This is a genomic window from Actinomycetota bacterium (assembly GCA_035540895.1).
Classification (GTDB): Bacteria; Actinomycetota; JAICYB01; order JAICYB01; family JAICYB01; genus DATLFR01.
The window spans coordinates 1-11,793 of record DATLFR010000058.1; the positions used below are offsets into that span (position 1 = coordinate 1).

Sequence of the window (11,793 nt, forward strand, 5' to 3'; positions counted from 1 at the left end):
CGACCTACCGGGGGATCACCGTCGGGGGTCTCGACGTCCGGCTCGTGCTCGACGGCAGCGTCTGGGGGCTCGTCCGGGTCCGCTCGACCGGGGACGGGTGGATCCTGCGCGCCCGGAACGACGGGGGAGCCGACGCCGTGCCCCTCTCCTCGGTGGTCCGACGCCCCGTGGGAGCCGACGACGACGGGCCGGTCCCCGACCGCCACCTCCAAGCAGATCCGGCCGAGGGTCCGTTGCTGCTGCGCCTGGCCGTGGAGGTGGACCACGCCCTCTGGGTGCAGCGGCCGGGCACGTGGCGAGAGACCGCCGAGCAGCTCCTGTGGCTGACCGATGCCGCGTTCGAGCAGATCGACGTCCACATCCGGATCGACCACCTCGACGCCTGGACCGTCCCCGACCCCTACACCGCTCCCCAGGCCTGCTCGGCCTCGGACGGGTCCCCCGGGAAGCTCCAGCAGCTGAGGGACCGCTGGAGCGACGATCACCGGCCGCGCGATGCCGTCCACCTCATGGCCGGCGCCGTGAGCGGTCCGGTGGGCGGCTGCGCCTACACGGCCGCGCTCAACGACCCGCGGAGGGCTTACGGAGTGAGCCGGATCGACCTCTCGCGACAGGGAGCCGACCCCGCTTACGTGGCCGACAACGTCAACCTCCTCGCTCACGAGATCGGACACAACGTCGGTGGCCGCCACGCGCGAAGCATCGGGGCGTACGGGGTGACGGGAGCCGGAGCCACCGGGGTCGTGCCGCCCTACACGTTGATGAACCCCTACGCCCAGAACGGGCTCTGGAGGTTCAGCGACCTGGAGGGCGTCGTCTCGCCGGCGACCAACGAGCAGCTCGACAACGCCCGGCCGATGCGCTCATACGCGGCTTCGCGTCTGGGCGCCGCCGGCTGATCTACTTCAGGATCCCCACGTCGGTCGCGTCGCCTCCGGCGACCGCCTCCGCAGCCACGTACGGATGGCGGAGCTGGACGGGTGGTGCGTCCTTCGATCGGATGCGCAGGTTCAGCATCTCGACGAAGACCGAGAAGCCCATCGCGAAGTAGATGTACCCCTTCGGGATGTGGTGGTGGAGCCCCTCGGCGACGAGCGCGAAGCCGATGAGGAGCAGGAAGCTGAGCGCCAGCATCTTCACGGTGGGGTGACGGCTCACGAACCGGCTGACCGGGCCCGCGAAGGCGAGCATGAACCCTATGGCGACGACCACCGCGATGATCATGATCGCGACCCGATCGACCATGCCGACGGCCGTGATCACCGAGTCGAGGGAGAAGACCACGTCCAGGAGCAGGATCTGGAAGATGACCGAACGGAAGGAGGCCGCCCCCTTGGCCGACGCATGCCCCTCCTCTCCTTCCAGCCGCTCATGGATCTCGTAGGTGCTCTTGGCGAGCAGGAACAGGCCCCCGAGGAGCAGGATCAGGTCCCGCCCGGACACGTCGTGGCGGAAGACGGAGAAGAGCGGCTCCGTGAGCCCGATGATCCAGGACAGCGACAGGAGCAGCGCCACCCTCATGATCACCGCGAGCCCCAGGCCGGTGCGGATGGCCGTGTCGTGTTGGGAGCGGGGCAGCTTCCCCGCCAGGATCGAGATGAAGATCAGGTTGTCGATGCCCAGGACGACCTCGAGGGCGATCAGCGTGGTGAGAGCGATCCAGGTCTTGGGGTCGGCCAGCCATTCCATCTGCATCCGCTCCTTCGGGGGTCTCCGCGCTGCCGGAGATCATACGAGCGCAGAGCGGTCAGTCAAACGGCGGCGTTATGATCCCTCGCGACCAACGCCGCAGTGGGCGAACCGGATCCGAGGGGGACCATGAGCAAGAAGCAGGCCATCGAGGTACTCAGCCAGGTGCCGCTCTTCGCGGGGCTGTCCAAGCGGGAACTCGAGCACATCTACAAGGAGAGCGAAGAGGAGACCTTCTCCGAGGGCACCACGATCGTCCGGGAGGGAGACTCGACCGGTCGCTTCTACGTGATCCTGGACGGGACGGTCAAGGTCCAGTCGGACGGCCGGAGCAAGGGCAAGATGGGGCCGGGCGACTTCTTCGGGGAGATGTCCCTCCTGGACGGCCGCCCGCGGTCGGCGACCATCGTGGCGGCCAGCTACGTGCGCGCGAGGTCCATCGCGCCGTGGAACTTCCTGTCCATCCTCGAGGAGAACTGGCCGATCACGAAGAAGGTCCTGGCCGCGCTCAGCGAGCGCGTCCGCCGCGGGGAGAGCTCGGCGAAGCTCTAGCGGCCGCGCGGCGAGAGCGGTCGGCGTTCAGGACAGGTGAGGCTCGAGCTCCTGCACGAGAGCTTCCTTGCCCCCGAAACCGATCACCCGGTGGATCTCCTCACCGTCGCGGAACAGGAGCATCGCGGGGATCCCGCGGAAGTTGAACAGGTCCCAGACCCCCTCGTACTCGTCGACGTTCACCTTCCGGATGCGGATCCGGTCGCCCCACTCGTCCTGGAGCTGCGCGAGCACCGGCGCGATCATGCGGCACGGACCGCACCACTCGGCCCAGAAGTCCACGAGCAGGGGCACCCCGTGCCGGCTCTCGGCGTCGATATCGGCCGGCGAGATCGGCGCGATCGTCTCCTTCGAGCTCTCCCACGCCTGCTGCGTCTCCCGCTCCCGGCGCAGCACCTCGTCCGGGATGCGCTCGCCGTGCTCCCGCACCCAGGTCGAGAACTCGTCGAAGGCCGGGCCGGGCGAGTCGGCCGAACCGACGCGCTCGTTGAGCGAGGCGACGAAGGCGTTCGCCGCCTCGTTGAGGTCCGTGCCCGAGCCCCGGGCGCCGAACGCCTCGACGACCACGGACGACCCCGCCCGGGTGACGCGGGCCTCCCGGAAGATGGGCACCTGGTACTGCTCGTCCGCCGTGACCGAGTGACGGATCGACGCCTGTCGGAGCTGTCCCTCCTCCTCCTGGGCGACCTCCTCCTCGGTCAGCTGGCGTCCGTGGGTGCGCACGTACTCCATGAAGCGAGGGTGGTTCGACTCGTCGCTCAGCGCCTCGCGCAGGGAGTCGAGCAACGCGTCGAGGGCCTCGTCCTCGTTGGCACCGTGCGCGTGGGCGCCGATCCACTCGAGCGTGGCCGCGGTCGACCCGCCCTCGGGAGCGACGACGGCGTCCTTCAGCAGGGCCACCTTGAAGGTGCCGCTACCATCCGGCAGCTGGACGGTGAACTCGTGGTTGCGGTCCATATCTCCCCCTACATCGTGTGGGCACCGAGCCTACCGCCGACCCGGACCCCCTGCGTCTCCCGCCTCCTGTATCCTGGCTCCCGTGAGCAACGGCGCTCGCGACCTGGGGGTCGCGGGCGTTTTCCTTTGGGCGCAGGCGGCATCTGGGGCACCGGGAGCGAGGATGAGAGCCGAGGAACGGGACGCGTGCGGGATCGGGTTCGTCGCCCGCTCGAGCGGCGAGGCACGCCGTGACATCGTCCAAGCGGCTATCGACGCGCTCTGCCGGGTCGTCCACCGCGGAGCGGTCGCGGCGGACGATCTGACCGGTGACGGGGCCGGGATCCTCACTCCCATCCCGCAGGGGATGTTCGGCGACCGCGGTGTCGCGATGCTCTTCACGGACGGGTCCGCGCAGGCACGCGGGATCGTCGAGCAAGCGGCCGGCGAGGAAGGGCTGACCGACCTCACCTGGCGCGACGTCCCCACCGACGACGTGGCCCTGGGGGACGTTGCCCGCGCGGACATGCCCACCATCTCACAGCTCCTGTTCACCACCGACACCGACGACGCCGACGAGCGAGAGCGCAGAGCGTTCCGGGCCCGCAAGCGCGCCGAGAGGGCCGCGGCCGAGCACGGCCTCAGGCTCTACGTCCCGTCCTGGTCCTTCCGGACCGTCACCTACAAGGCGCTCGTGGCGGCTCCCCAGCTGTCGCACTTCTACCTCGACCTGGCCGACCCGGCCTTCACCGCCCCCTTCGCGATCTTCCACCAGCGCTACTCGACCAACACCCGGCCCACGTGGGAGCGCGCCCAGCCCTTCCGGTTCCTCTGCCACAACGGTGAGATCAACGCGATCGCCGGAAACATCAACCTGATGCGGGCCCGGGAGGCCCGCCTGGGCGCAGACGACCTCGCGCCGCCGGAGATCCTGTCCCCCGTCGTGGACCCGCGAGGCTCGGACTCGGCGGTCCTGGACAACGCGCTCGAACTGCTCGTGAGGGGCGGGCGGGACATCCGTCATGCGGCGGCGATGCTCGTCCCCCCGCACTGGGAGCAGAACGACAACCTGGACGAGGACCTGCGCGACTTCTACCGGTACCACTCCGCCCTCGTGGAGCCGTGGGACGGTCCGGCCGGGCTCGTGTTCACCGACGGCGTCCGGGTCGCGGCGTGCCTGGACCGCAACGGCCTGCGTCCGCTCCGCACCCAGGTCTGCGAGGACGGGCTGGTGGTCGTGTCGAGCGAGGTGGGCACGGTCGACCTGGAAGGTCACGGAAAGGTGAAGCGCGGGCGGCTCGGTCCGGGGCAGATCATCTGCGTCGACCCGACGCTGGCCGAACCCGTCCAGGGCGACGGGACGGTCCGCCGCCACCTGGCCGAGCTGCGCCCCTGGGGCGACTGGTCCAAGTCGTTCACCGCCATGGGAGCCGGGGACGCGTCCGCGAAGGTCCCCGAGGACCTCGTCTCCCGCCAGGTCGCGTTCGGCTTCACGCGCGAGGAGCTCGCGGTGATCGTGGAGCCGATGTCCAAGCAGGCCAAGGAGCCCACGTCGTCCATGGGCGACGACACGGCGAAGGCGTTCCTGTCCCCCTTCGCCCGTCCGGTCTTCAACTACTTCAAGCAGCGGTTCGCCCAGGTGACGAACCCGCCCATCGACCACCTGCGGGAGCGCCTGGTGATGTCGCTGCGCACGCTGGTGGGCCCACGCCGCCCGCTGCTCACGGAGGGCCCCGATGCGGCCGAGCTCCTCGAGTTCGACTCCTTCTTCCTGTTCCATCCGGGTGTCGACGACCTGTTCCTCGACGCACCGTGGCCGGTCGCCCACCTCGACGCCACGTTCCCGGTCGCCGGCGGACCCGACGGGCTGCGTCAGGCGATCGAGACGCTGTGCGACGGCGCCGAGGCGGCCGTCCGCGACGGCGCTGCCATCGTGGTGCTCTCCGACCAGCACATCGACGCCGACCGCGCTCCCGTCCCGTCGCTGCTATCAACCGGGGCGGTCCACCATCGCCTCGTCCGGGCGGGGATCCGCACGCTCGCCTCGATCGTCGTCGACTCCGGTGAGCCGCGGGAGACCCACCACTTCGCGTGCCTGCTGGGCTACGGGGCGGACCTGATCTGCCCCCGACTGGCGCTGGCCACGCTGGCCGACCGCGCGCAGTCGGGGATGCTCGACGGGCTCCCCGTGGCGACGGCGCTCGCCAACTACCGGGCGGCCGCCGAGGACGGGGTCCTCAAGATCATGTCGAAGATGGGCATCTCGACCCTCGACTCCTACCGCGGCGCGCAGATCTTCGAGGCCATCGGGCTGGGGAGCGAGGTGATCGAGACGTGCTTCGACGGCACCTTCTCGACCATCTGGGGGATCGGGTTCCGCGAGCTCGGGGAGGACGTGCTGAGGCGCCACGAGGCTGCCTACGGGACGCCCAAGCCGTCGCTCCCCCGCCCCGGCTTCGTGAAGTTCCGCCCGAAGGGCGAGTACCACCAGACCAACCCGGACGTCGTGAACGCGCTGCACGACACGGTCGGCGCGGGCACGAACCGCCGCGACGCGGACCTCGAGGCGGCCGCTCACGCGCTGCGCGTCGCCGTGCGCGGCGACATCGCCGAGCAGTACGAGACCTTCGCGCGGCTCGTGAACGAGCGTCCCCCGGCCGAACCGCGCGACCTGCTCGAACTGGTGGCCACCGATCCGATCCCGCTGGACGAGGTGGAACCGGCAGAGGGCATCCTGCGCCGCTTCTCCACCGGTGCGATCAGCCACGGCGCGATCAGCAAGGAGGCCCACGAGACCCTCGCCCAGGCGATGAACATGGTCGGGGGCCGGGCCAACTCGGGCGAGGGAGGCGAGGATCCGGACCGCTACCGCGATGATCGCAACTGCCGGATCAAGCAGGTCGCGTCCGGGAGGTTCGGCGTCACCCCCGAGTACTGCGTGAACGCGGACGAGCTGCAGATCAAGATCGCCCAGGGAGCCAAGCCGGGTGAGGGGGGCCAGCTCCCGGGACACAAGGTGTCCGACGAGATCGCCCGCCTGCGGCACACCCAGCCGGGCGTCTCCCTCATCTCTCCCCCGCCCCACCACGACATCTACTCGATCGAGGACCTCGCTCAGCTGATCTACGACCTGAAGCAGGTGAACCCGGAAGCGGACGTGTCCGTGAAGCTGGTGTCCTCCACCGGGGTCGGGACGATCGCCGCGGGGGTCGTGAAGGGACTGGCGGAGATCGTCCACATCGCGGGTGCGGATGGGGGCACGGGGGCGTCCCCGCTCTCCTCGATCAAGAACGCCGGGCTCCCGTGGGAGCTGGGCCTGGCCGAGACGCAGCAGGTCCTGTGCGCCGAGGGCCTGCGCGACCGGGTGAGGGTGCGGGTGGACGGCGGGTTCAAGACCGGACGCGACGTCGTGATGGCCGCGCTCCTCGGCGCGGACGAGTACTCGTTCGGGACGGCCGTCCTGCTCGCGGAGGGCTGCATCATGGTGCGCACCTGCCACCGGGACACCTGTCCGGTCGGGATAGCCACCCAGAACCCCGAGCTCCGGGCCAAGTACCAAGGGACGCCGGAGATGGTCGTCGCCTACCTCCGCTTCGTCGCCGAAGAGGCGCGGCGCATCCTCGCCTCCCTCGGGCTCCGCTCGATCGACGAGGCGATCGGGCGGGTCGACCTCCTGCGCCAGCGGGAGACCGGCGACCCACGGGCCGACGCCGTGGACCTGTCCTGGCTGCTGCGTCCGGCACCCGAGCCGCGGCGGTTCGTCTCCCACATCCCGATGCAGCGCGCCCGTTCGGCGCTCGGGAGCAAGATCGCCTCCGACGCCATCTTCGCGCTCAAGGTGGGTGAGACGGTCGAGCGCGAGTACCCCATCCGCAACGGCGACCGGACCGTGGGAGCCGAGCTGGGCGGACGGGTGGCCAAGGTGTTCGGCGAAGAAGCGCCGCTCGGGACGGCGCGGCTGCGGTTCACCGGGCAGGCCGGACAGTCCTTCGGCGCGTTCCTCACCCAGGGAGTCGAGCTGCACCTGCGCGGGGAGGCCAACGACTACGTGGGCAAGGGGATGAACGGCGGACTCATCGTGATCACCCCCCCACGCGACGACGCGGGAGACCCCGTGCTCATGGGCAACACCGTCCTGTACGGGGCGACCGGAGGCGAGCTCTACTGCGCGGGATCGGCCGGGGCGCGGTTCGCGGTCCGCAACTCGGGAGCGCTCGCGGTCGTCGAGGGAGCGGGGATGCACGCCTGCGAGTACATGACGGGGGGCTGGGTGATCATCCTCGGTCCGGTCGGGCAGAACGTCGGCGCGGGCATGACCGGGGGCCAGGCGTTCATCCACGACCCGACCGCGTCGATACGGCGCAAGATCAACCCGGAGCTCGTGTTCGCCGACCCGGTGAACCGCGACCAGATGGAGATCGTCCGAGAGTTCGTCGAGCGTCACGCCGAGCTGACCGGGTCGGCGGTCGCCCGCCGGATGCTGGGCGCGTGGGCGGATGAGGCTCCATGGTTCTGGGCCGTGCGTCCGAAGACCGACGTGGCCGCGCTCGAGGCGCGGCAGGACGGCCTGGCCCCCACCGAGGCGGAGCCGGCGGCCCTCTGAGGCCGACCTCGGACAGGCCCCCGACGGGCGGGTCTGCGAGGATGGGGTCCATGTCCCTGCTCTTCACCGGCGTCCGCCTCTTCGACGGACGGTCCTGGGCTCCCGAGCCGCTGGATGTCGTGGTCGACGACGACCACGTGTCCGGCATCGGCTCGGCCGCGCCCACGCGCTGGACCGGGCGGATCGAGGGCGGAGTCGTCCTGCCCGGCTTGGTCGACGCGCACGCGCACCTCGCCCTCGCCGACCCGTGGCAGGTGGCCAGGGCGGGGGTGACCGGCGTCCTCGACCTGGGGGCACCCCTTCACTTCGCCATCGGCTCCCACGAACCGCTGCGGTACCGGTTCTCCGGCCCGATGCTCACGAGCCCCGGCGGGTACCCCATACGCACGTGGGGAGCGGGCGGCTTCGGGCTCGAGGTCGCGACCGTCGAGCAGGCCGCCCAGGCCGCCTCGGAGCTGATCGACCACGGGGCGACCGTCGTGAAGATCGCGCTCGAGCCGCGTGAGGGAGACGTGATACCGGAGGGTCGGCTCCGGGCGATCGTGGACACCGCCCACGCGCGGGGCGTCCGTGTCGTCGCCCACGCGGTGCTCACCGGTGCGGTGTGCGCGGCTCTCGACGCCGGGGTGGACATCCTGGCCCACGTGCCGGTGGAGCGACTGGACGAGCAGGTCGTGGCGGACATCGCCTCGCGCGGGGTGGCCGTGATCTCGACCATCTGTGCGCAGGGGGCCACGCCCGCGGTCGAGGACAACGCCCGCGCGATGGCGGAGGCCGGAGTTCGGATCGTGTACGGGACGAACCTCGGGATGCGGGAGAGCCCCTACCTCGACATCGAGGAGCTGCGGTGCCTGGCCGCGGTCACCGGCAGCGAGGAGGGGGCCCTCCGCGCAGCCACGACCGACGCGGCCGAGGTGGCCGGGGTGTCGTCGGGGGTGCACCCGGGAGCCCCCGCGGACCTGGTATGGCTCCCTTCCTTCGAAGACCTAGCGGATCTGAAGGGTCCGAAGCGGGTCTGGATCGGCGGACGCGAGGTCGAGTGAGGGTCCCCTAGCCCCACTGGGAGGCCAGCGCCCGCTGCTCCTCGGGGGTGGTCCCCATCCGCCCGCGCCACAGGTCCCCGACGATCTCCCCACTCTGCAGGTGCTCGTCGACGATCCGCGGGACGTCGTCGGGCGTGACGTAGCCGTACCAGTCGCCGCCCGGGTACACGAGGACGTTCGCGGCCAAGGAGTGCTGGCCCACGTGGCTCGTCCGCCGCACCGTCACCTCGTCCTCGAGCCCGCGCTCCTGCAGGAGGTCGCGGAACCGGCGAGCCACGGGAGGCCCGCATCGGCCGCACCGGACGTCGCGGTTGGCGTGGATGCAGACGAACACGTGCTTGCCCCGGAGCTCGGTGTGCTCGAGCCGGTCGGACGGACGGTCCGACACGAGGTGGTCCTCGACGAAGGCGGGGATGTCCGGGTCGCGGACGGCGACGTAGCGGACCGCGTCCGGGAAGACGAGCAGGTCGTACCCCTCCCCGCGCACCGGGGGCTCGTCGCACGCGGTGACCTTGACCGTCCGCGCGATCCGGTCCCCCGCACCGGCGATGGCCTCGGAGAGGGCCTGGACGAAGCCGCCGTCCTCCTCGATATGGCCGGGCCACCCGACCCGGCCCGTGCAGACGAAGATGTGGCGCTCGTAGAGCTTGACCGTACCCGGGAGGGGCTCCCGGGGCTCCCCCGACGGTGACAGGCTCATCGGGCCAGCTCCTCGAACTCGTACACCCGGGCGCGGATCTGGCCGAGGCTCGACCGCCAGGTGGCCACCGAGGCGAAGTCGATGTCGAAGCGGCGTCCGAGCTCGGCCGCGTCGGCCAGCCCCGTGCACGAGAGGAGCTCGTCATAGCCGGCTCGGAAGCCCTCTGGGTCCTGGGTGTAGCGGGCGTAGAGGGCGAGCCCGAACAGCATCCCGAAGGTGTACGGCCAGTTGTAGAACGACGAGCTGTAGTAGTGCGGCTTCGCCGCCCACATGTAGGGGTGCAGGGCGTCGGGGGCGAGACCGTCCCCGTAGGTCTGGCGCTGCGCCTCGAGCATGGTCTCCTTCAGCTCGGAGACCGACAGGTCGCGAGAGCGCCGGCGCTCGAACACAGCGCTCTCGAACAGGAACCTGCTGTGGATGTCGACGACGATCTGGCAGGCTCCCTGCAGCTCTGCCTCCAGGATGGCCAGCTTCTCGTCTCCCGCGGCGTCGGCGAGCATCGCGTTCGTGACGATCGTCTGGCAGAAGATGCTGGCCGTCTCCGCGAGCGCCATCGGGGTGCGCCGGTTCATCTCCGTGCGGGAGGCGAGCTGGACGTTGTGGTAGGCGTGGCCGAGCTCGTGGGCGAGGGTCGAGACCGAGTTGAACGAGTCGGTATGGTTCAGCAGGACCCGGGACTCGTCGGCGCGCAGCGACATGCAGAAGGCGCCGTCGCGCTTCCCCGGGCGCGGCTCCGCATCGATCCAGCGCTCGTCGAACGCCCGACGGGCGAGGGCGGCCAGGGAGTCGGAGTAGGACCCGAACCGTTCCAGGATGAAGCCCGTCGCATCGGTGTAGGCCCAGCTACGCCCCTCGGCTCCCAGGGGTGCGAACAGGTCGAACCACGGCAGGGAGTCGCGCCCGAGCAGGCGCGCCTTCGCCTTCAGGTAGCGGCGCAGGTCGGGGAACGACTCCGTCACGGCCTCCTGCATGGCCTCGAGCGTCGTACGGTCGACGTTGTTGGCGAACAGGGCGGGCTCGAGGGAGTCGGGCCAGCCCCGCCGCTCGTTGAGGACGTTGTGCCAGCCCTTGATCGAGTTGATGGCCGCAGCGACCGGTACCTCCACCGTCTCCCAGGTCGCGAGCTCCGCCCGGTAGGCCGCCTCCCGGACGCGGGCGTCGGGGTCGGCCGCCAACGCCCGGACCGCGCTCATCGGGAGCCGGACCTGGCCGTCGCTCGGATGATCGAGCTCGACGAGCAGGCGCGAGGTGATGTCCCCGTGCAGCCGGCCCCACGGGGTGGGTCCGGCGGGGGCCAGGGAGGCGGCCAGGTCCTCCTCCGGCTCGCTCATCTGACGGCGGGCGCCCTCGGCCGCCTTGCGCAGCGCGAACGCGTGCTCCCGCGCCACCTCCGAACCGGCCAGCACCGCGTCGAGGTCCGACGTCCCGATCCAGGCCTCGAAGCGCTTCCCGAGCTTCGCCAGCTCGACGAGGTGCACCTGGAGCTCGGACATCCTCGCCTGCGCCGTCTCGTCGCGGGAGTCGGTGGTCACGAACGCGGAGACGTAGGCGACGAGGGTCCGGACGCGCGAGGAGAGATCGTTCGTGCGCTCGATGGCCTCCTCGACCGCCGAGGCCGGAGCGTCGCCGCCCGCCCGCACGCCGAGCCGGTCGTAGAGGTCGCGAAGCTCCCCGACCCCCCGGACGACGTCCTCGAACCCGTCGGCGAAGTCGGGGGAGTCCAGGGAGGGGAAGACGACGGACATGTCCCAGCGCAGCGGCGAGACGGAGACGGTTGCGCTCATGGGCCCCCCAGGCATCTCGGTGGTCGGCGGCACCGACCCTACCAAGCGCACGGACCGCTAGTCTGCCCTCGACGTGTACTCCTCCCTGTTCCGTCCCCGGTGGGTCCTGGGCCACGCCGTCGTCCTGGCGGTCGTCGTGGCGTGCGTCCTGCTCGGGCAGTGGCAGCTGCGACGGCTCGACTCCCGGCGCGAGCTGAATGCGCTGATCGAGGCCCGCGCCGCCGCCCCCGTGGCCGACCTCGGTGACCTCCTGCCGCTCGGACCCGAGGACGGCTACCGGCGGGTGCGGGCATCCGGAACGTACGACCCCCAGACCGAGGTGATCGTCCTCGGGACGGGGTTCGGAGACGGACGCCCCGGCAACCGCCTGCTCACCGCACTGCGGACCGATGCAGGCGTGCTCGTCGTCGACCGCGGGGTCGTCCCCCCACGGATGGACCGCCCGCCGGTCCGCGGCGCAGGACCGCCTTCCGGACGGGTGGAGGT

Annotated in this window: 9 protein-coding genes; 5 read left to right on the plus strand and 4 right to left on the minus strand. The window is 71.0% G+C overall.

Translation table 11 applies throughout. From position 1 onward, the window contains the following. The coding region (locus tag VM840_03190; GenBank protein HVL80582.1) for a M12 family metallo-peptidase at positions 1–899 on the plus strand (899 nt) is incomplete at its 5' end. Between the two features lies 1 nt (position 900). Here VM840_03190 and VM840_03195 read toward each other — a convergent pair. Further along, positions 901–1,689 (minus strand): TerC family protein, encoded by a 789-nt coding sequence (locus tag VM840_03195; protein ID HVL80583.1) that lies wholly within the window; start codon positions 1,687–1,689, stop codon positions 901–903. Between the two features lie 129 nt (positions 1,690–1,818). On the opposite strand from VM840_03195, the gene VM840_03200 reads away from it, so the two are divergent. Continuing rightward, positions 1,819–2,241, plus strand: a complete 423-nt coding sequence (locus VM840_03200) for a cyclic nucleotide-binding domain-containing protein (GenBank protein ID HVL80584.1) — start codon at positions 1,819–1,821, stop codon at positions 2,239–2,241. 27 nt (positions 2,242–2,268) lie between these two features. Here VM840_03200 and VM840_03205 read toward each other — a convergent pair whose 3' ends face one another. Next, on the minus strand, positions 2,269–3,198 hold the full coding sequence (locus tag VM840_03205; protein HVL80585.1) for a thioredoxin domain-containing protein: 930 nt from the start codon (positions 3,196–3,198) through the stop codon (positions 2,269–2,271). 163 nt (positions 3,199–3,361) lie between these two features. Here VM840_03205 and gltB point away from each other — a divergent pair, with 163 nt between their 5' ends. Together gltB and VM840_03215 are read left to right on the plus strand one after the other, a co-directional pair. After that, positions 3,362–7,780, plus strand: coding sequence for a glutamate synthase large subunit (gene gltB / locus VM840_03210; GenBank protein ID HVL80586.1), 4,419 nt, complete (start codon positions 3,362–3,364; stop codon positions 7,778–7,780). Between the two features lie 50 nt (positions 7,781–7,830). Continuing rightward, on the plus strand, positions 7,831–8,823 hold the full coding sequence (locus VM840_03215; protein HVL80587.1) for an amidohydrolase family protein: 993 nt from the start codon (positions 7,831–7,833) through the stop codon (positions 8,821–8,823). A gap of 7 nt (positions 8,824–8,830) precedes the next feature. Here VM840_03215 and VM840_03220 read toward each other — a convergent pair whose 3' ends face one another. Together VM840_03220 and VM840_03225 are read right to left on the minus strand one after the other, a co-directional pair. Beyond that, the gene (locus VM840_03220) at positions 8,831–9,523 is read right to left on the minus strand and encodes a sucrase/ferredoxin-like family protein (protein ID HVL80588.1); all 693 of its coding nucleotides are present in this window, start codon (positions 9,521–9,523) and stop codon (positions 8,831–8,833) included. Further along, on the minus strand, positions 9,520–11,307 hold the full coding sequence (locus VM840_03225) for a M3 family oligoendopeptidase (protein ID HVL80589.1): 1,788 nt from the start codon (positions 11,305–11,307) through the stop codon (positions 9,520–9,522). The genes VM840_03220 and VM840_03225 overlap by 4 nt, the downstream gene beginning before the upstream one ends. A 73-nt stretch (positions 11,308–11,380) precedes the next feature. On the opposite strand from VM840_03225, the gene VM840_03230 reads away from it, so the two are divergent. Further along, positions 11,381–11,793 (plus strand): SURF1 family protein (locus VM840_03230; protein ID HVL80590.1); only part of this gene is annotated, 413 nt, incomplete at its 3' end.

Coding starts and splice junctions, on each gene's coding strand:
- VM840_03195 (HVL80583.1), bottom strand. CDS start 1,689: ATGGAATGGCTGGCCGACCCCAAGACCTGGATCGCTCTCACCACGCTG.
- VM840_03200 (HVL80584.1), top strand. CDS start 1,819: ATGAGCAAGAAGCAGGCCATCGAGGTACTCAGCCAGGTGCCGCTCTTC.
- VM840_03205 (HVL80585.1), bottom strand. CDS start 3,198: ATGGACCGCAACCACGAGTTCACCGTCCAGCTGCCGGATGGTAGCGGC.
- gltB (HVL80586.1), top strand. CDS start 3,362: ATGAGAGCCGAGGAACGGGACGCGTGCGGGATCGGGTTCGTCGCCCGC.
- VM840_03215 (HVL80587.1), top strand. CDS start 7,831: ATGTCCCTGCTCTTCACCGGCGTCCGCCTCTTCGACGGACGGTCCTGG.
- VM840_03220 (HVL80588.1), bottom strand. CDS start 9,523: ATGAGCCTGTCACCGTCGGGGGAGCCCCGGGAGCCCCTCCCGGGTACG.
- VM840_03225 (HVL80589.1), bottom strand. CDS start 11,307: ATGAGCGCAACCGTCTCCGTCTCGCCGCTGCGCTGGGACATGTCCGTC.